Genomic DNA, 19,391 nt, shown 5'->3' on the forward strand with positions numbered 1-19,391 from the left:
CCAACTTGGTTGCGGCTCGACTACTCGACCACCAACTTGATTGCGGCTCGACTACTCGACCACCAACTTGGTTGCCGCTCGACTACTCGACCACCAACTTGGTTGCCGCTCGACTACTCGACCACCAACTTGGTTGGCGCTCGCCCACCAACTTGGTTGCCGCTCGACCACCAAGTCGACCGCCGCTCGACCACCAAGTTCGACCGACGCCGGTCAGCCGGGGATCAGGCTGGACCGGCCGATGACGACCGAGACCGATTCGTCCTTCTTCATCCGGGAGCCCGCAGCGGGACTCTGCGAGACCACCTTGCCGTCCAGCGGCGAGTTCAAGCCCACCGCACGCTGCGTGGTGGTGAGGGTGTTGTCCTCCCAGCCCGCGGACTTCAGCGCGGCGCGGGCCTGGTCCGGAGTCTTACCTCGCAAGTCGGGCACCACGAATTGGTTGCCGCGGGAGATCGTCACCTGAACCACGCTGCCGGCCTCGACGGTCTCGCCGGCGCCCGGCGACGACGAGACCACCTGTCCGGCCGGCCGCTCGGAGTCGCCCTGTACCGCGACCATGTCCAGCCCCATCTGCTCGAGGGTCTTGCGGGCCTGGTCCTCGGTCTGTCCGACCAGATCCGGGATGGTCACCTCCTTCGGCCCGGTGCCGACGAAGACGACGACGGTCGTGTTGACCGCGGTGTCGCTCCCGGTGGTGGGACTGGTCCGCACCACTTTGTCTTTCATGGCCACCGTCGAGTCGGTCTTGTCCGGCTTGATCTGGGTGAAGCCGAGCTTCTCCAGCGCCTCGGTCGCCTCCTTGAGCGATTTGCCGCGCAGATCCGGGATCGGGTGCCGCTGCGGCCCGGACGAGACGTACAGCGTCACTTCCGAACCCTTGCGGGTCGGGACGTCGTTGCCCGGCGCGGTGCGCGTGGCGCTTCCGGCGGCCACCTCCAGGCTGGGTTCGGACAGCTCTTTCACCCGGAACCCGGCCTGCTCGAGGTTGGCTTTGGCGGCGTCGGCAGCCAGCCCGGTCACCTTCGGCACCGCGACGAGCGGCGCCGACGACCACGGCGCCCACGCGAACAGGCTGACGGCGAGCACCAGAACCAGCACGACGGCGAGCGCGGCCTTCGCCGATCGCCTCCGGTACAGCGGCAGCTCGTCGTCGTAGTCGTCACTGCGGGAGTCGTCGCGGCGGCGTCGTCCGGCGCCGAGCACGCCCTGCGGCACCGTTTCCAGGGAGTCGTCGTCGAGGTCGTCGTCGAGCAGCATCGGGGCCGACGGCTTGCCCCCGGCTAGCACCTTGATCAGGTCCGACCGGAACTCGGCCGAGGTCTGATAGCGGTTGGCGGGATTCTTGCTCATCGCCTTCATCACGACCGAGTCGAGTTCGGGCGAGACGTCCGGATTCACCTGCGACGGCCGCCGCGGATCCTCGTGCACGTGCTGATGCGCGACGGCGATCGGCGAATCGCCGGTGAACGGCGGCTCGCCGGTGATGAGTTCGAACAGCACGCAGCCCATCGAGTAGATGTCGCTGCGCGGATCCACCTTGATGCCGCGGGCCTGCTCGGGTGACAGGTACTGGGCGGTGCCCATCACCGCGGAGGTCTGCGTCATGGTGGCCGACGTGTCGTCCATGGCGCGGGCGATGCCGAAGTCCATCACCTTGACCGCGCCCTGGTGATCGATCATCACGTTGGCGGGCTTCATGTCGCGGTGCACGATCCCGGCCCGGTGCGAGAAGTCCATCGCGGCGGCGACGTCGGCCATCCAGGTCATCGCCTGCCGTTGCGGGATCGGCCCGTCCGAGCGCAGGATGTCGCGCAGGGTCTCGCCGTCGACGTACTCCATCACGATGAACGGCAGCGGCCCGTCCGGGGTGTCGGCCTCGCCGGTGTCGAAGACCTGGACGATGGTCGGGTGATTCAGCTTGGCGGCGTTCTGGGCCTCGCGCCGGAAGCGGAGGTAGAACATCGGGTCCCGGGCCAGATCGGGCCGCAGGATCTTGATGGCGACGTCGCGGTGCAGCAGCAGATCCCGGGCGAACTGGACCTCGGACATGCCTCCGAAGCCGAGCGTCTCGCCCAGCTCATACCGGTCGGAGAGCAGCTCGTCCATCGTCTCAGCCGCCCAGTCCGGGGATCGGAAGTCCCGGGATCAGCGGGGTCCGGGTGGTCGGTTCGGGGACCTCCGGCGTCGTCGTGTCTTCCGGTTCGGTTTCCTCGGTGGTCTCGTCGTCGGGTTCGGTGGTCGACGGCGTGGTCTCGGTCGTCGGGGTGTCTGTCGCGGTCCGGGTGCGCGTCGTCGTGATGCGTTCCGGCGTGGTCTCGACCGTCTCGGTCGACAAAGTGGGACTGGTCGGCGTGGTGCTGCCGGTGGGCGACTGATTGACCAGCCAGAACCCGATCAGGGCGATCGCGACGATCAGCAGGAGTGCGGCGACGGCGGCGAGCGCCTTCTGGCCGGAGCTCCAGCTGTCGTCGGCGGCGGGCACCGGCGCCGGTGCGGTGGGCGGACGGTGTGCCGCCGCCGCGGCTGCGGCGGCGGGCGGCACGATCGCCGGCGAGGTCGACACCCTGGTCTGCGGCCGCGCGGCGGGCACCGCCCCGCCGCGCGGTGCGGGAGGACGATGTCCGGCGCGCACCGCGGCGACCGCTTCGGCGAACTCCCCGCCGGTGGCGTAGCGCTGCTGCGGGTCCTTCGCGAGGGTGATCATGATCAGTTCGCGCACCGGAGCCGGCACCGAGTCGGGCAGCGGCGGCGGCGGGTCCTGGATGTGCTTCATCGCGACGGTCAGGGCGCCGTCGCCGGTGAACGGGCGGATCCCGGTGAGCGCCTCGTAGCCGACCACGCCGAGCGAATAGACGTCCGACGCCGCGGTGGCCTCGCCGCCGGTGGCCTGTTCCGGCGAGATGTACTGCGCGGTGCCCATCACCATGCCGGTCTGCGTGACCGGGGCGGCGTCGACCGCCTTGGCGATGCCGAAGTCGGTGATCTTGACCTGCCCGGTGGGGGTGATCAGGATGTTGCCGGGCTTCACGTCGCGGTGGATCAGGCCCTGCACGTGAGCGGCCTGCAGCGCCCAGCCGGTCTGCTCGAGCATGTCCAGCGTGTGGGTCAGCGAGAGCTTGCCCATGCGGGAGATCACCGAGTTCAGCGGCTCGCCGTCGACCAGTTCCATCACCAGGTAGGCGAGCGGGTCGCCGCCGTTGCGGTCCGGTGTCTCGCCGTAGTCGAAGACATTCGCGATGCCCTGGTCGTTGAGCCGTGCCGTGGTCTGCGCTTCGGTGCGGAACCGGGCGAGGAACGTCGGATCGTTCGAGTACTCGGCCTTGAGGACCTTGACCGCGACCCGTCGGCCGAGCCGCGTGTCCAGGGCCTCCCACACCTGGCCCATGCCGCCGGTGGCGATCAGTCGGACCAATCGATACCGGTCGGCGATGATGGTGCCGTTCTGCAGGCTCATCAGTTACCTCCCGTATAAGCATTCAACACTGCGCGTCCAATCGGGGCGGCGATCACGCCGCCGTAGGATTGCGCCCCCTGGTTTCCGTTCTCGATCATCACCGCGACGGCGATCCGTGGACTCGAGCTGGGGGCGAAGGCGATGTACCAGGCGTAGGCGCTGCCACTGCGGTTCGGATCGGTGGTCCCGGTCTTCGACGCGATCCCGGACTGGGACTGATACGTCTGCTGCTCGGACCGGATCATCATGTCGGTCAGTGTGTCAGCCTCCTCGGGGCTCAGCGGTCGGTTGACCGCCGACGGAGACGTAGTCGAGACGGTCCGCAGATCGGCGGTCTGCAGCTTGTCGACCAGGTAGGGCCGCATCCGGACGCCGCCGTTGGCGACGGTCGCGGCGATCACGGCGTTCTGCAGGACGGTCAGGCGGACGTCGCGCTCGCCGATGGACGCCTGAGCGAGGGCGGCGGCGTCGTCGCCCAGATCGCCGACCGTCGACTTGGCGACCCGCATCGGGATGCCGGCCGGATCCTCCCCGACGCCGAACTTCGCCGCGGTGTTCCGGAAATCGGCGAACTCGTCGCCGGGTAGCTTCTCGGTCACCAGCTGCGCGAAAGCGGTGTTGCACGACGACTCGAAGGCCTGGGCGAGGGTCACGGTGCCGCCGGACGCGCCGGGGCAGGTCTCATTCGCATTGTTCGGCAGCACGGTGTTGCTGTTCGGCAGCGGGAAGGACGCCGCGGAGGTCAGTCGGGTGTTCGCGTTCAGTCCGGCGTTCAGCCCGGTGGCGGTGGTGACCACCTTGAACGTCGAACCGGGCGGGTACAGCTCGGCGATCGCCCGATTGGTCAGCCGGGACGGTACGCCCTCGCGGGTGAGCTCGTTCCAGCTGTTCTCCGCGGCCTGGAAGTTCTGTGTGGCCAGAGTGTTCGGGTCGTAGCTGGGCGTCGACGCCATCGCCAGGATCTTGCCGGTGCCGGGTTCCAGTGCGACGACGGCGCCGCGGCACGGGCCCGAGCACTGACCCCGGCGCAGGGCGTTGAACGCGGCGACCTGCAACGTGGAGTCGATGGTGGTCACCACGTTGCCGCCGCGGGGATCGCGGCCGGAGAACATGTCGACGAAGCGCTGCGTGAACAGCCGGTCGTCGCTGCCGGACAGGAACGGGTCCTCGGCGGCCTCGAGCCCCCGATCGGCGCCGTAGCGCAGCGAATAGAAGCCGGTGACCGGGGCGAAGGCGGCCGGATCCGTCGGGTAGGTGCGCTGGTACTTGAAGCGGTTCCCGCTCGGCACCGACTGCGCCACGATGGTGCCGTCGGCGGTGACGATCATGCCGCGCTGGCGGGAGTACTCGTCGAACAGCACCCGCGCGTTGCGGCCGTCGTTGCGCAGGGCGCCGGCCTGGAACACCTGGACGTAGGTGGCGTTGGCCAGCAGCAGCACGATGATCGCGATCACCGCGATCCCGACGCGCTGAATGGGACGGTTCATGCGCGCTTCACCACCTGCGTCGGCATGGCCTCGACCTGCACCTTGGGCCGCGGCTTGGGGGCGTCGGGCTCCCGGGCGGCGTTGGAGATCCGGATCAGGATCGCGAGCAAGATGTAGTTCGCGAGCAGCGACGAGCCGCCGTAGGAGAGGAACGGCGAGGTGAGCCCGGTGAGCGGGATCAGTTTGGAGACCCCGCCGAACACCACGAACAGCTGGATGATGATCGTCACCGAGAGGCCGGCGGCGAGCAGTTTGCCGAAGCTGTCGCGCACGGCGACGGCGGTGCGCAGGCCGCGCATCACGAAGACGAAGTACAGCATGAAGATCGCGGCCAGGCCGACCAGACCGAGTTCCTCACCGAAGGAGGTGAGGATGAAGTCGGTGTTGGCGAACGGCACGATGTTCGGCCGGCCCGACCCCAGGCCGGTTCCGAAGAGGCCGCCCGTCGCCAGCCCGAACAGGCTCTGTGCGATCTGGTACCCGTAGGTGTCGTACTGGGCGAACGGGTCGAGCCACACCTGCACGCGGATCTGGAGATGGTCGAACAGCTGATACGCGACGACGGCGCCCGCCGCGAACAGGCCCACGCCGAGCAGCAGCCAGCTCACGCGCTCGGTGGCGATGTACAGCATCGTCAGGATGGTGGCGAAGATGAGCAGTGCGGTGCCCAGGTCCGACTCGAAGCCGAGGACCCCGAGCGCGATGATCCACGCGGCCAGCAGCGGGCCCATGTCGCGGGCCCGCGGGAAGTCGATGCCCATGATCTGCTTGCCCGCGGTGGTGAACAGGTCGCGCCGGGACACCAGGAAGGCCGCGGTGAAGATGATGACCAGGATCTTGGAGAATTCGCCGGGCTGAATGTTGAACAGCGGCGTGCGGATCCAGATCTTGGAGCCGTTGATCTCCGACATCGACGCGGGCAGGATCGCCGGAATCGCGAGGAAGATCAGGCCGGCCAGGCCGAGCGTGTAGGCGTACCGGGCCAGGGTGCGATGGTCGCGCAGCAGGATCAGTGTCGCGGCGAAGGCGATCATGCCGATCACCACCCACAGCAACTGCTGGTTGCCGTTGGCGGTGCGTTCGGTGGAGGCCAGCAACTCGTCCGTGCGGGCCGTGCCCAGGTCGAGGCGGTGGATCATCACCAGACCGAGGCCGTTGAGCGCGGCGACGGCAGGTAGCAGGGTCGGGTCCGCGTAGGGGGCGAACCGGCGGATCACCAGGTGTGCGACGGCGAACATCGCGCCGTACGCGCCGACGTACTTGGCCAGATCCCAGGTGATCGCCTGGTTCTGGGCGGCCTCGACGATCAGCAGGGCCACGGTCACCAGCACCAAAGCACAGATCAACAGCACCAACTCCGTGGTGCGTCCTCGACTGGCGGGCGCCGCGGCGGGCGCGGACGAAACGGGGGCGGCAGCCATCAGGACCCCCGGCAGGTCCGGTGACCCTCGGGGTCGACGCTGGGCGACGCCGGCGGGGAGCTCGGCTGCTCGGAGCGGGGAGCGGCGGGGCCGGGGGTGCGGGGGGCGGGCTCGGGTTGTTCGGGAGGCGCTTGGCCGTCACCGGCGGGCGGTGTGCACAGCGGCAGGAACTCGAGCTCGCGCACCCGGTCCTGGACGTCGAGCAGTTTCAGGTTCTTGATGCTCTTGGAGGTGATGGTGGTCTGGCCGATGCCGGTGAGATCGTCGACCTTCATCGGCACGCACTGCGCGGCGTCGTGGTCGGCGAAGGTCACCGTGGGCCGGTCGGAGTCGAGGTCGCTGACGCAGACCTTCTCGGCGGGCCCCTCGAAGTTGACGAAGAGCAGGCTGTCGGGAGTGCCGCGCTTGATCACCACCGAACCGTTCTCGGAGGTGACGAAGAAGTTCTCCATGGCCTTGGAGCGCACCACGAAGAACGCGGTCACCAGCAGGGCTACGATCGCCACCGCAGTGATCAGCAGCAGCGGGATGCGCCAGGGACTGCGCGACGGCGCGGGCTCGGGGTCGGTGTGCAGCGTCGGGCGCGCAGTGGGCTCGGGCGGCGGGCGCAGGGCGGCGGCCCGCCCGGCCGCGGTCTTCGGATTGGGCACGTACCCGGCCTGATCGTCGGTGCCCGCGGCGCCGCCCAGGATCGGCCGGGACTCCCCGTACTCGGTGTCGATCACGTCGGCGACGACGACGGTGACGTTGTCGGGGGCGCCGCTGCGCAGCGCGAGCTCGATCAGGCGGTCCGCGCATTCGGTGTGGTCGGGGATCGAGGCGAGCGTCTCGGCCAGCGTCTCTTCGCTCACCACGTCGGAGAGGCCGTCGCTGCACAGCAGGTAGCGGTCGCCGGCGCGCGCTTCGCGGATGGTGAGAGTGGGCTCCACTTCCTGCCCGGTGAGCGCCTTCATGATCAGCGAGCGCTGCGGGTGGCTGTGTGCCTGTTCGGCGGTGATGCGGCCCTCGTCGACGAGGGACTGAACGAAGGTGTCGTCCCGGGTGATCTGGGTCAGCTGACCGTCGCGCAGCAGATAGCCGCGCGAGTCGCCGACGTGGCACAGCCCGATGCGGCTACCCGCGAACAGGATGGCGGTCAGCGTGGTGCCCATGCCCTCGAGCTCGGGGTTGCGCTCCACCTGGGCGGCGATCGCCTCGTTGCCGGCGCGGGTGGCCGCCCCGAGGGCGTCGAGCAGATTGCCGGGGGGCTCGTCGTCGTCGAGCGTGCGCAGGGACTGGATCACCAGCTGGCTGGCGACCTCGCCGGCCGCGTGCCCGCCCATGCCGTCGGCGAGCGCGAGCAGTCGTGCGCCGGCGTAGACGGAGTCTTCGTTGTTGGACCGGACCAGGCCGCGGTCGCTTCGCGCGATGTAGCGCAGGACGAGGGTCACGAGCGCAACTCGATCACGGTCTTGCCGATGCGGATCGGCGTGTTCAGGGGTGCGCGGACCGCGGTGGTGACCTTGCCGCGGTCCAGATAGGTGCCGTTGGTGGAGCCGAGGTCTTCGACGTACCAGTCGTCTCCGCGTTTGGACAGGCGCGCATGGCGCTCGGAGGCGTAGTCGTCGGACAGCACCAGGGTGGAGTCGTCGGCCCGGCCGATCAGGACCGGCTGGTCGCCGAGGGTGATCCGCGTGTTGGCCAGGGCGCCGGCGGTGACCACCAGGTAGCGCGCTCCGCCGCGGGTGGCGCCGCGACGACGTCGTCGTTCCCGGAACCCGCTGCCGGAGGCGGCGCGAGTGCCGGCGGCGGAGGCGAGATCATTGCGCATCGAGCGGATGATGGCGTACACGAACAGCCACAACAGGATCAGGAACCCGAATCGGGTCACCTGCAAGACGATGCCCTGCATTCGCGCTTCACCTCCTAGTGAGTCGGTCGAGCCGGCGGCGCCGGCGTCTCGGGTGCACCGGGGCGATGCACGCCGACGGCCGGGGCGCTGATCGGCCCCGACCGCATTGTATTGGCTAGTGGCTACTGGAACCTGACGGTGATGTCGGAATGCCCGAGCCGGATCCTGTCGTTGTCGGCGAGTTTCCAGCTCGTCACGGCCATTCCGTTGACGGTGGTGCCGTTGGTGGAGTGCAGGTCCTGGAGCATCGCGGTCTGCCCGTCCCAGCTCACGTCGACGTGCCGGCGCGAGACGCCGGTGTCGGGCAGGCGGAACTGCGCATCCTGGCCGCGCCCGATCACGTTGGATCCCGGGCGCAGCGCGTACGTGCGGTTGCTGCCGTCCTCCAGGATCAGGGTGATGGCCGCCGGCGCCTGAGCGCCGCCGGGGCCCGGCTGACCCAGACCCGGCTGCGCGTAGGCGGTCTGGTCGTAGGCGGCGGGCTGGTCGTAACCCTGGGGTGCGGCGTCGTACGCGGGCTGCTCGTAGCCCGGCTGCGCATAGCCCTGCTGGCCGTACCCCTGGTCGTAGCCCTGCGGCTGTGCGTACGGATCCACGGCGGGCTGCGCGTAGGGATCGGCGGCCGGCTGGGCGTACGGATCGGCAGCGGGCTGCGCGTAGCCCTGCTGGTCGTACCCCTGCTGCTGGTCGTACCCCTGCTGGCCGTAACCCTGGTCGTAGCCCTGCGCGCCGTAGCCGGGCTGCTGGCCGTAGCCCTGGTCGTAGCCGGCGGGCTGTGCGTAGCCCTGCTGGTCGTATCCCTGCTGGCTGTAGCCCTGCTGGTCGTACCCCTGCGGCGCGTAGCCCTGCTGGTCGTAGCCGGCGGGCTGCTGGCCGTACGCCTGCTGGTCGTAGCCCTGCTGGCCCTGGTCGTACGGCTGTTGTGCGTAGCCCTGCTGGTCGTAGCCCTGCTGCTGGTCGTACCCCTGCTGGGGGTCGTACGCAGGCTGCTGCTGTCCGTACGGGTCGTAGCCACCCTGCTGGCCGTAGCCCTGTCCGGGGTACTGGCCGTCGTTTCCGGGGGGATTGGTCATGTCGGGGGCTCCTTGACTGGGGCTTTCGGTTGGCGGGGTCGGTTCTGGTCGGGACGGCACCGGTCGTGGTCTGGCGTCTGGATCGACGACGCCCTGGGTCCGGAACTGCCCGGTGTGCAGCGACGGCACCTGATCGAACTCTACGACGACCGGCCCGTAGGTCTGCCATCCATTGTCCCGAATGAAGTCTTCGAGGTGGCGGGAAAAGATCTTACGATTGAGTTCATACTCTTCGCTGACGTGTGCGAGGTCCGATCCGCTGAGGACCACCGTGTAGCTGTTGGCGACGAGGGTCGCGCCGTCGCCGAGGTCTTCCGCCGAGGCCTCGGCCGAGCGCTGGAGATTGTTCTCGATCTCCTGCGGCGCCACCTGACCCCCGAAGACACGCGCGAATCCGCCGTCGACGGCGGACTCGAGCTTGCGCTCGATGCGGTCCAGCAGGCCCACGAGTCCTCCTTCGATGTGTCTCGGCGGGTCGACGTGCGTCGGTCGTGGATCAATGCTACCGGCAAGCGATGGCATCGCACCCTTCATAGTGAACTTGAGCCCCTTCTGTCACACGGACACCGGTGCTGTGCCTTTCAATGAACATCGCCGTCGCTGGTCAGCGCCGTGCTGGGGGGCCGATTTTTGCTCGGGCGGGGATCCGTGTAATCTTCGTTAAGTCCAAGCGGACGCCGTCGAGAGATCGACAGGCCACGGGCGAGTGGCGGAATGGCAGACGCGCTGGCTTCAGGTGCCAGTGTCCTTCGGGACGTGGGGGTTCAAGTCCCCCTTCGCCCACATAGAGAAGAGACGACCCCGGCTCCGGCCGGGGTCTTCTCTTTGCGGCGGCGTTCAGATTCCCGTCGTGGGGACCTCGCTGCAGAGCAGAACCCTCGACGCGGGAGAGGCTTTCGAGATCGGACCCACGGGGTGGTCACAGTTCCGGGAAGCGGTCTGGGCACGGGGAACCGGACGGCCTGATCCGCGCGAACGGGCAGCGGTCGGCGCTACTCGGCGAGGATACCGATGGTGCCGGGGATCAGCTGGATGTCGCGCGGGGCGTCGTTCACGTCTTCCACACGTTGCGCACAGTGGCCACGACGGGGCCTGCGCCGGTGGCGGCGGTCGCGGAGGTGGGCAGGCGCCAGAAGCCGTTGTCGGCCTGCGGGCCGGGTCGCTGCGCAGGGCGGTGCCAGTAGCGGAGGCGTTCGGCGCCGGTCTTGCCGGTCTGCAGGTTGCGCCAGTCGACGATCAGGTACCGCGCGGCGTTGTACGACGTGTGCGGGGCCAGCGGTGCGACGCGGAATTCCGTGGTCGCCGGCGCTCCGATCATCAGCGGGCGCACGCCGGGGGCGGCGGTCACGGTGACGGGCGTGAACGATGCGCCGGGCGGTGCCACCGGCGGGAGTTCTATCCCGGTCACCGCCGGGGTCGAGAATGTCGGTGCGGCGCTCGCCGGGGCCGCACCCAGGCAGAGCGCAGCGACGGTTCCGAGCGCGATCGCTGCCAGCCGGGGCCGAAGTCGCATGGTGATCTCCCCTGTAGTCCGGACATTTCGGTCCCCGTCCCTCCTGCCTACCATCTCGTGACTGAAGTGACCAGAGTCACTCCTGAATCAGAACTGCGGTCCGGTCTATCCGAGGCGAGGGTGCCCGGCACCCTTGTCTCGTTCTGGCACCCTTGACTGACGGTGCCAGAACGTGCCCGGGGTGCCGGGCACCCTCGTTTCGGCCGGGCACCCCGTCTCCAACTGGCACCCTCGTCTCCAACTGGCGCCCTCTCTCCAGGCTGCCGCATCGTCGGCAGGGTGGTCTCGACGCCGCGGTTGAAGGGCGACCAGCGAGGGACTCGCCGGTGGTCGTCGGCGGGGCGGAGCCGGTGAGGACACGCGGTCGAAGGACGTCCGGTGCGACGGCTGCCTGGACGTCTTTGGGGACGACGAGGGCTGCGGGCATGCCCCGGTTCAGGCAGGCGGCCGCTTCGTCGAACGCCGCGTCGACGTCTGCGGGATGGTCGACGATGCGGCAGCAACCGACCACCCCGGACAGGATCGCCGGCAGGTCGATGGTGTCCGGAGGGTCGAGCATGTCCTGAAATCCGCCGCGCCCCACGGTCGCCCGCGGCGCGCTGCCGATGATCGCGAGGACGGGCACGCGGCTGTCGTACGACTCGCCGAGCGCCGGCACCAGGTTGAGCGCCCCGCCGCCGGAGGTGGTCAGCACAGCGGTCGGTCCGCCGCTGATCCGAGCGAGCCCGTCGGCCATGGCGCCCGCGCCGAACTCGTGCTTGGCGATGACGGGGCGGATTCCGCGATGGCGCACCGCGGCGTCGAACACGTCCTCGGCGTTGGCGCCGTGCACGCCGAAGAGGGTGTGCACGCCGAGTCCGGCGAGACGCTCGACGATTCGCTCGGCGATCGTCGGCTCGGTCCGGCTCACCGGCCGATGCTGGCCAGGAACCGGTCCATGGTGCGCTCCGCCAGCGCCGTGATGGTCAGCGAAGGGTTGACCAGTCCGACCGCGCCCGGGCAGAAGGCGCCGTCCACGACGAACAGGTTGTCGTAGCCCTTCACCGAACCGCCGGCGTTCGCGCCCTGACCGACGGCCACGCCGCCGAGCCCGTGGAATGTGGCCCCAGACCCGAATCCGGCTGCGCGAGAAGAGATCACGAGGCCGTTGTGCGGTGTGCCGTGACGCACCTCGGTTCTCTGATGGAAGTGCCTGGCGAAGACGTTGGCACGACGGTCCAGGACGCTGGTCCCTTCGCGGAACGGGTAGTTCAGTTCGGTTCCGCGGGTGCCGTGGACGTAGTCGATGGTGCCGCGCTCGTCGGTGTGCACCTGGATCAGGTGCGTGAGGGCCGCGCCGCCGAGCGGAGCGGGAAGCGGTGCGGCCTGGTAGATCATCGCGGCGGGCCCGCCGGGGAGCCGGTCGTCGCGAATGCGGGCGTAGCCTGGCCCGCCCTGGCGGGGACCCTGAGCGTCGCGCAGGTTGGTGCGGACGATGAGGAAGTCGCCGTTGCCGCCGAAGCCGTCGCCGATCTTGCCGGAGAGGGCCGGCAGCGCACCCTGGGCTCGGGCGCGCACCAGCAGGGACGTGGTGTGGAAGGAGCCCGCGGCCATGAAGACGTAGTCGGCTTCGGCGGTCACCGTGCGCAGGGTGCGGCGCTTGTCGTCGATGAGACGGGCCCGCACCACGAAACCCTTCTTCCGGCTGCGGGGCCGGATGTCGAAGACCTCGTGCATGGCTTTGACGACGACGTTGCCGGTGGCTTCGGCGGCGGGGAGGTAGTTGCGGTCGACGGAGTTCTTGGCGCCGCTGTTCACGCCGTAGGAGAGGTCGCCGACGCTCACGCCGGGTCGCGCCTTGCCGGCGAGCTCGCGGCGGACGACGTCCCAGTTCACCGAGAAGTCGGGGAAGGCGGGCTCGGCCCCGTAGCGGGCGATGGTGTTCAGCCACGTGCGCGCGCCGGTGTAGTTCGGCGTGGCGAGGATGTCCCGCGGGAGGCCGGTCGCATCGAGCATCTTCCGGGCCCGCGGGAAGTAGACACGCGCGAGTTCGTCGTACCCGGTCCCGCCGGGGAACACCTCGTCGAAGTCGGCTTTGTCCGGCTGCGCGGAGAAGGCGCCGAACACCAGGGATCCGCCGCCGACGCCGGCTCCGTGCACCGATTCGATGCCGTTGCCCTTGACGGTCTCCAGGACGCCGGGGTAGCGCTCCACCGGCACCTGCATCGAGCTGGAGATTCCCGCGGTGTCGGAGAACCACGCGGCCCTCTTGTCGGGGTTGTCGAAGGTGGCGAAGGTGTTTCCGTCCTTGCGGATCGGCCAGCGGCGCCCGCGCTCGAAGACGGTGGTGCGGATGCCCGCGCGTCCGAGGCGGAGTGCGGCGACCGCACCGCCGAAGCCGCTGCCGATCACGATGGCGGTCGGGCCGCCGGGCTGTGCCGCCGCGGGTGATGCGCCGAGCGTGCCGATCGCTGCGGCACCGGCGACGACGGCGGACGTTCCGAGGGCGCCGCGGAGGAAGGCGCGGCGGGAAACCTGGGAGGTTTCTGAGCGAGATTGTTGCACGCGCAAACAGTAGCTCAGAAGTTTGATTAGGCAAACCTAAATAATGAGACGGATGCGACCAATTTCGCTTCCCGCCACGACTCCGCGAACCGGCGCCCCAGCCGTGGGTGGGGGCTCGGTGCCGAACAGACCCTCGATGCGCGGCGAGCTGGTCAGGGGGAGCTGAACAGCACTTGGCCGGCCGGGTTCAACAGGCCGGCGAGCCGCGGCCACGGAATCGTGACGGGGACGTAGTCGCCCAACGCGTGGATCACCGGAACGTAGAGGTGCAGCCCTTCGTCGAGGGCGATCCACGCGCGCAGCGCGTCGGGCGCCGACTCGGTCTGGGCCAGTCGGCCGCTGGTGTCGGCGGCCGCGGCCAGCACCAGCAGTTGCCGGCGGGCCGCACCCGGATCGGTGAACAGCGAATCCAGCGTCAGTGCTTGATTCTTACCGGGATCGAGAACCGTGGTCTCGACGCTGTGGGACGGATAGGCGGCGCCGTCGGTCGCGCCGAGCGTGATCAGAACGCCCGACAGCGTGGTCTTCGCGACGACGGTGCGCGACACTTCGCGGGGGGTCAGCTCGCCGTCGGACACCGTGGTGCGCCGATCGGCGCGCGCCCGCGCCGTGATTCCGTTCGCCGCCCGGTCCATCGCCTGGTTGAAGGCCTGCCGGGTGCGCGTGGTACCGCCGGTGACCTGGGGAACGGTGACGTCCCACGTCGAGCCGTTGTCTGCGCTGCCGGTGAGCCGCCGGGCGCCCGGCTCGAATCCGGCGGTCGACGGTGCGACGGACACCGACGTCGCGGTGACCGACGTCGCACTCGTCGACGGGTACGAGACCGCGCTCGACGGCGGGGAGCCGTCCGGGGACGGCGAGGTCCCGGCGGAGGCGCAGCCTGCGGCGAGCGCCGCCGTCGCGGCGGCCGCGGCGATCAGCAGCGCAGGCCTGGAACGGTACATGGGACGAGAGTTTAGTGGCCTCGACCGGGATATCGGCCCCGAGCGCGGTGTCCGCGAACAGGCGAGTCGGGACGGAGTCAGGCGAGAGGCGACGTGAGATGGCGGCGTGCGTGCGCGACGAGGTCGTCGAGCGGGGCGACGGTGCGCAGGCTCTGCGCGGTGATGATCGCGCCTTCGACTCCGCTCACCATGACCCGCGCGGCCGAGCGGGCCGCGTCGTCGCCGAATCCGGACCGGACGAACGCTGCGGCGATCCGGTCGGTGAACCCGGCGAAGGCGCGGGCGGCGGCCGCGGCGGCGGCCGGATACTCCTGGGCGGCCTGCGTCGCGGCGGCGAGTGGACAGCCGAACCGGTAGTCGCTGGCCGTCAGCGCGTGCTTCCACTGCTCCACCCACAGGGCGAGCGCCTCGACCGGCGGATGCGCGGCCAGCACCGCGTCGAGTTCGGCGCCGATTCGCGCACCGGCCTCGGCCGCGGCGGCCTCGAGCAGTTGGGCCTTGCCGCGGGGAAAGTGCTGATACATCGAACGACGGGCGACGGCGCTGCTGTCGAGCAGTTCGGTCATTCCGAATCCATCCGCTCCGCGACTGCGCAGCAGCACGATCGCCGAGTGCAGAAGTCGTTCGCGGACACCGGCTTTCGTGTCCTGCTCTCGGCCGGAATCAATGGTCACGCCGCCCAGTCTACCCAAGTAGACCGATCGTTCTGTATCGTCTCGCCCATGAGCCATGTATTCGACGAGGCGATCTCGGTCCGGCGCACGGACGACGTCTTCCACGCCACCACCCATCCGGCCTACTCCAACATGGTCGGACCGTTCGGCGGAATCACCGCGGCGACGGTCGTCCACGCCCTCCAGCAGCACCCGGACACGCTCGGCGAACCGCTGGCCGTGACCATCAACTACACGGCGCCGATCGCCGACGGCGACTGGGATCTGTTCACCAGCGCGGTGCGCACCAACCGCACCAACCAGCACTGGGTGTTCCGCATCGAGCAGCACGGCGACATCGTCTCGACCGGCACCGCGGTGTTCGGTCTGCATCGTCCTACCTGGTCGAACACCGAAGCCCAGCCGCCGACCGCGCCGCCGGTGGAAGAGATCGAACCGCTGGAGTTCCCGGAGTTCATCGCGTGGGCGCGCAACTACGACAAGCGGTTCGTGACCGGCGGGCTCGACGCCGGTGCGAGCGACGACTCGACGTCGACGCTGTGGATCCGCGATGCGCCGGAGCGTCCGCTCGACTACCCCGCCCTGATGTCGATCACCGACAGCTTCTATCCGCGCGTGTTTCTGCGGCACGGGACGTACATGCCGGCCGGCACCATTTCGCTGACCACGTACTTCCACGCCACGCCGGGGGAACTCTCCGAGCACGGCACCGCCCATCTGCTGGCGACAGCGAGCGCCGCCCGGTTCGCCGGCGGGCACTACGACCAGCACGGCCGGGTCTGGAGTGTTCCCGGCGAGGGCGAGCCGGTCCTGCTGGCGTCGACGCATCAATTGGTCTACTTCAAGAACCCGCAGCCGCAGGAGTAACCGTCCGCGGCCTGCCGGCTTGTGCTCCGGGCACAAAGACCCGCCGATAGTTCGTGTCTCGCGGCCGTTCCCACCGCCGACCCCGGCCCATAGTGTCAGCAATCACATTCGAGAGAAAAGGTGATTGCTGTGACACCGGGAACCTACTTCGCCTGGGAGTCTGCCGACCGCGGCGACGCCCCCTGCATCCGCGACGACGCGCTCGACCTGACCTACGCCGAGTTCGCCGCACGCGTCGACGCCGCCGCAGAGCAGCTGCAGTCGCTGGGCGTCGGTCGCGGCGACGTGGTGGCGACCTTTCTGCCGAACCGCGTCGAACTGGTCGTCACCCTGATGGCCGCGTGGCGACTGCGGGCGGTGGGCACTCCGGTCAACCCCGGTTTCACCGATGCCGAAGCCGAGTACCAGCTGCGCGATTCGTGCACGTCGGTCGTCGTCGCGGAGACGCCGATCGGCGACCGTGACGCACGGACCCTTCTCCTGGTCGACGATCTGGCCGCCGCCCCGTCGCCCGGCTGGATGCCCCCGCAGCCGCCGACCGAGGCCGACGACGCGTTGCTGATCTACACCTCCGGCTCCACCGGCCGCCCCAAAGGGGTGCTTCTCGGACACGACAACCTGCACTTCTTCGCGCGCAGCTCCGCCGAGTTCTTCGGGCACGGGCCCGACACCCACGCCCTGCTGATCCTCCCGCTGTTCCACTCCAACGCCATCAACGTCAGCGTGCTGGCGCCGCTCGCGGTCGGCGGGCAGGTCAGCATCACCGGCCGCTTCTCGGCGGGCCGGTTCTTCGACGACGTCGCCCGCCTGCGGCCCACCTTCTTCTCGGCCGTCCCCGCCGTCTACGCGATGCTCGTCGCCAAGGGCGAGGTTCCCAGCGGCGCGCTGGACTCACTCCGCTTCGCGATCTGCGGCGCCGCGCCGATCTCCCGGGAACTGCTGGACAGGACCGAGCAGACCTTCGGGATCCCGATCGTGGAGGGCTACGGCCTGACCGAGGCGACGTGCGCGTCCTGCTGCAATCCGATCGACGGCCCCCGCAAGCTCGGCACCGTCGGACCCGCGCTGCCGGGCCAGACGGTGCGCGTCGTCGGTCCGGACGGGCGAGAGGTTCCCGTCGGCGAGCGCGGCGAAGTGCTGATCGCCGGACCCGCGGTGATGCGCGGATACTTGAACCGTCCGGAGGCGACCGCAGAGGCGGTCGTCGACGGCTGGCTGCACACGGGCGACGTCGGGGTGCTCGACGAGGACGGCTATCTGAGGATCGTCGACCGCATCAAGGACATGATCATCCGCGGCGGCGAGAACGTCTATCCCAAGGAGATCGAGATCGCGCTCGCCGGCCACGACGCCGTTCTGGAGTGCGCGGTGGTCGGCGCGCCCGATCCGGTGCTCGGCGAGGTGCCCGTGGCCTTCGTGGTCACCTATCCGGACCTGCCGGTCACCGCAGAGGAGCTCGCCGAGTTCGTCCAGCCGCAGCTCGCAAAGGTCAAGTGGCCCCAGCACGTTCACCTCGTCGAGGCGTTGCCCCGGAACCCGGTGGGCAAGGTCGACAAACCGGGACTGCGCGGTCGGCTGCGCGCCCCGGCCTGATTCCACCGCCGAACACGCAGAGAGATCGACGGCGAGCGACCTCGCCCGCGATGACCCCTGCCCGCTACACGGCATCGATTCCTCTTTCCGTCATTCCACGCACAATCCGACAAGGAGACGACACATCATGGGTTTCACAGAAGGCGACTTCCCGCCGGTCGATCCACCGGTGTTCCTCGAGCAACCGCTTCGGGACCGGGTCCGCACCCTCGCCACGCATTGGGCCGAGTACGGCTTCGGCACGCCGAAGATGGTGCACACGATCTATCTGATGAAGGTGGGCCTGGTGTACATCGTGGCGGGCTGGTGCCTCGCCGCGCTGACCTCCGGAATGAATCCTCTGCACCTCGGCGAGATCTGGAATCAGCCGATCGTGTATCAGAAGATCCTGCTCTGGACCGTGTTCCTGGAATCGGTGGGCATCGCCGGCTCGTGGGGTCCGCTGGCCGGGAAGTTCTCGCCGATGACCGGCGGCATCCTGTTCTGGGCACGCCCGGGCACCCTCCGCATGGCGCCGTGGCCGGACAAGGTCCCGGGAACCGGCGGCGACACCCGCACCGTCGTCGACGTCGCGATTTACCTGCTGTTCCTGGTGAACATCCTGGTCGCGATCGTTCTTCCGGGCTGGACCGGCGCGAACGGCGTTCCCGCCTGGGTCAACGAGCACGGGTTGGTCGACCCGGCGGTCCTGTATTCGCTGATCGTGCTCTGGTTGTTGCTCGGCCTGCGCGACAAGGTCGCTTTCCTGGCTTCACGTGCCGAGCAGTACCTTCCGGCGGTGATCTTTTTCGCGTTCCTGCCGATCCTGACGGGTTTCGCGAGCATGATCATCGCCGCGAAGCTGCTCATCGTGATCGTGTGGGTCGGTGCGGGCGTCTCCAAGATCGGCTACCACTTCACCAACGTCATCCCGCCGATGGTGTCGAACACCCCGTGGCTCACGATCAAATCGGCCAAGCGGATGAACTACCGCGACTTCCCGAAAGACCTGCGCCCGAGCCACTCGGCCTCGCTCACCGGTCACGTCCTGGGCACACTCGTCGAGATCGTCGCACCGCTGATTCTGCTGTTCTCGACGAGCAAGTGGCTGACTCTGGCCATGGTGGTGCTGATGGTCTGCTTCCACCTGTTCATCTTCTCGACGTTCCCGCTGGCGGTGCCGCTCGAGTGGAACATCCTGTTCGCCTATCTGACGATCTTCCTGTTCTGGGGCTTCCCGAATCAGAACGGCTACGCCCCGTGGGACTTCGACCCGGCCTGGGGCCTGGCGGTGATCGCCGTGCTGCTGTTGATCCTTCCGGTGCTGGGCAACCTGCGGCCCGATCTGGTCTCGTTCTTGCCGTCCCTGCGGCAGTACGCGGGCAACTGGGCGTCGGCGCTGTGGGCGTTCGCTCCGGGGGCCGAGCAGAAGCTCAACGGTCAGGCAGTGGTCCGCCCGACGGTGAACAATGTGAACCAGCTGGAGAAGACCTACCCGGCGGACATCGCCGAGATCACCATGCAGCAGACCATCGCGTGGCGTGCCATGCACAGTCAGGGCCGTGGCCTCTATTCGCTGCTCTACCGGGAACTGGGCGAGGACCGGATCGGCGAGTACACCATTCGCGAAGCGGAGTTCGCCTGCAACTCGCTGCTGGGATTCAACTTCGGCGACGGTCACTTCCACAACTGGCGGCTGATCGAGGCTCTGCAGAAGCGCTGTGACTTCGCTCCGGGCGAGTTCACGGTGGTATGGGTGGAGTCCCAACCCATCCACAAGACGACCCAGGAGTACATGGTGATCGACGCGGCCCTCGGCATCCTCGAGCGCGGTACCTGGGACGTCCGGGATGCGGTGGCGGAGCAGCCGTGGCTCCCGAACGGCCCCATCCCGGTCGAGGTCGCCTGGCGCCGGGCGAACGCCCCACGACTGTCGGGCGTCCGGTAA

15 protein-coding genes and 1 tRNA gene are annotated in these 19,391 nt (G+C 69.0%); 4 read left to right on the plus strand and 12 right to left on the minus strand.

The window, feature by feature from the left end:
- Positions 1–213: 213 nt before the first annotated feature.
- The 7 genes from pknB to C6V83_RS01645 form a co-directional block, all read right to left on the minus strand.
- Positions 214–2,109, minus strand: a complete 1,896-nt coding sequence (pknB, locus tag C6V83_RS01615; protein ID WP_105940918.1) for a Stk1 family PASTA domain-containing Ser/Thr kinase — start codon at positions 2,107–2,109, stop codon at positions 214–216.
- Between the two features lie 4 nt (positions 2,110–2,113).
- Entirely contained in the window at positions 2,114–3,457 is a 1,344-nt protein-coding gene (locus tag C6V83_RS01620; RefSeq protein ID WP_105940919.1) for a serine/threonine-protein kinase, read from the minus strand.
- Positions 3,457–4,944: a peptidoglycan D,D-transpeptidase FtsI family protein gene (locus C6V83_RS01625; RefSeq protein ID WP_105940920.1), complete on the minus strand. Its 1,488-nt coding sequence runs from the start codon at positions 4,942–4,944 to the stop codon at positions 3,457–3,459. The genes C6V83_RS01620 and C6V83_RS01625 overlap by 1 nt, the downstream gene beginning before the upstream one ends.
- Positions 4,941–6,365, minus strand: a complete 1,425-nt coding sequence (locus tag C6V83_RS01630) for an FtsW/RodA/SpoVE family cell cycle protein (protein WP_105940921.1) — start codon at positions 6,363–6,365, stop codon at positions 4,941–4,943. The genes C6V83_RS01625 and C6V83_RS01630 overlap by 4 nt, the downstream gene beginning before the upstream one ends.
- Positions 6,365–7,795, minus strand: coding sequence for a PP2C family protein-serine/threonine phosphatase (locus C6V83_RS01635; RefSeq protein ID WP_105940922.1), 1,431 nt, complete (start codon positions 7,793–7,795; stop codon positions 6,365–6,367). Before C6V83_RS01635 ends, C6V83_RS01630 begins: the two co-directional genes overlap by 1 nt.
- The gene (locus C6V83_RS01640; RefSeq protein WP_105940923.1) at positions 7,792–8,256 is read right to left on the minus strand and encodes an FHA domain-containing protein FhaB/FipA; all 465 of its coding nucleotides are present in this window, start codon (positions 8,254–8,256) and stop codon (positions 7,792–7,794) included. Before C6V83_RS01640 ends, C6V83_RS01635 begins: the two co-directional genes overlap by 4 nt.
- A gap of 122 nt (positions 8,257–8,378) precedes the next feature.
- The gene (locus tag C6V83_RS01645) at positions 8,379–9,776 is read right to left on the minus strand and encodes a DUF3662 and FHA domain-containing protein (RefSeq protein WP_105940924.1); all 1,398 of its coding nucleotides are present in this window, start codon (positions 9,774–9,776) and stop codon (positions 8,379–8,381) included.
- 253 nt (positions 9,777–10,029) lie between these two features.
- Here C6V83_RS01645 and C6V83_RS01650 point away from each other — a divergent pair.
- Positions 10,030–10,112 (plus strand) — tRNA-Leu (locus C6V83_RS01650).
- A gap of 268 nt (positions 10,113–10,380) precedes the next feature.
- Here the strand turns inward: C6V83_RS01650 and C6V83_RS01655 are convergent.
- The 5 genes from C6V83_RS01655 to C6V83_RS01680 form a co-directional block, all read right to left on the minus strand.
- A complete protein-coding gene (locus tag C6V83_RS01655; protein WP_105940925.1) occupies positions 10,381–10,842 on the minus strand; it encodes a hypothetical protein in 462 nt (153 codons plus the stop codon).
- A gap of 76 nt (positions 10,843–10,918) precedes the next feature.
- Positions 10,919–11,752 carry a thiamine pyrophosphate-binding protein gene (locus tag C6V83_RS18985; protein ID WP_325027370.1) on the minus strand — a complete coding sequence of 278 codons (834 nt, stop codon included), beginning with the start codon at positions 11,750–11,752 and terminating at the stop codon, positions 10,919–10,921.
- Positions 11,749–13,386: a GMC family oxidoreductase N-terminal domain-containing protein gene (locus tag C6V83_RS01665; RefSeq protein ID WP_105940926.1), complete on the minus strand. Its 1,638-nt coding sequence runs from the start codon at positions 13,384–13,386 to the stop codon at positions 11,749–11,751. Before C6V83_RS01665 ends, C6V83_RS18985 begins: the two co-directional genes overlap by 4 nt.
- Before the next feature lie 152 nt (positions 13,387–13,538).
- Complete coding sequence (locus C6V83_RS01670; protein ID WP_159067418.1) at positions 13,539–14,330, minus strand: hypothetical protein; 792 nt, start codon at positions 14,328–14,330, stop codon at positions 13,539–13,541.
- Between the two features lie 77 nt (positions 14,331–14,407).
- A complete protein-coding gene (locus C6V83_RS01680; RefSeq protein ID WP_234353814.1) occupies positions 14,408–15,004 on the minus strand; it encodes a TetR/AcrR family transcriptional regulator in 597 nt (198 codons plus the stop codon).
- A gap of 48 nt (positions 15,005–15,052) precedes the next feature.
- Here C6V83_RS01680 and C6V83_RS01685 point away from each other — a divergent pair, with 48 nt between their 5' ends.
- The 3 genes from C6V83_RS01685 to C6V83_RS01695 all read left to right on the plus strand — a co-directional run bounded on the left by C6V83_RS01685 (position 15,053) and on the right by C6V83_RS01695 (position 19,391).
- Positions 15,053–15,871: a thioesterase family protein gene (locus tag C6V83_RS01685; protein ID WP_105940930.1), complete on the plus strand. Its 819-nt coding sequence runs from the start codon at positions 15,053–15,055 to the stop codon at positions 15,869–15,871.
- 129 nt (positions 15,872–16,000) lie between these two features.
- Complete coding sequence (locus C6V83_RS01690; protein ID WP_105940931.1) at positions 16,001–17,464, plus strand: class I adenylate-forming enzyme family protein; 1,464 nt, start codon at positions 16,001–16,003, stop codon at positions 17,462–17,464.
- 127 nt (positions 17,465–17,591) lie between these two features.
- Entirely contained in the window at positions 17,592–19,391 is a 1,800-nt protein-coding gene (locus tag C6V83_RS01695; RefSeq protein WP_105940932.1) for a DUF3556 domain-containing protein, read from the plus strand.

The sequence above is a fragment of the Gordonia iterans genome (assembly GCF_002993285.1).
Lineage (GTDB): Bacteria > Actinomycetota > Actinomycetes > Mycobacteriales > Mycobacteriaceae > Gordonia > Gordonia iterans.

Coding starts and splice junctions, on each gene's coding strand:
- pknB (WP_105940918.1), bottom strand. CDS start 2,109: ATGGACGAGCTGCTCTCCGACCGGTATGAGCTGGGCGAGACGCTCGGC.
- C6V83_RS01620 (WP_105940919.1), bottom strand. CDS start 3,457: ATGAGCCTGCAGAACGGCACCATCATCGCCGACCGGTATCGATTGGTC.
- C6V83_RS01625 (WP_105940920.1), bottom strand. CDS start 4,944: ATGAACCGTCCCATTCAGCGCGTCGGGATCGCGGTGATCGCGATCATC.
- C6V83_RS01630 (WP_105940921.1), bottom strand. CDS start 6,365: ATGGCTGCCGCCCCCGTTTCGTCCGCGCCCGCCGCGGCGCCCGCCAGT.
- C6V83_RS01640 (WP_105940923.1), bottom strand. CDS start 8,256: ATGCAGGGCATCGTCTTGCAGGTGACCCGATTCGGGTTCCTGATCCTG.
- C6V83_RS01655 (WP_105940925.1), bottom strand. CDS start 10,842: ATGCGACTTCGGCCCCGGCTGGCAGCGATCGCGCTCGGAACCGTCGCT.
- C6V83_RS01670 (WP_159067418.1), bottom strand. CDS start 14,330: ATGTACCGTTCCAGGCCTGCGCTGCTGATCGCCGCGGCCGCCGCGACG.
- C6V83_RS01685 (WP_105940930.1), top strand. CDS start 15,053: ATGAGCCATGTATTCGACGAGGCGATCTCGGTCCGGCGCACGGACGAC.
- C6V83_RS01695 (WP_105940932.1), top strand. CDS start 17,592: ATGGGTTTCACAGAAGGCGACTTCCCGCCGGTCGATCCACCGGTGTTC.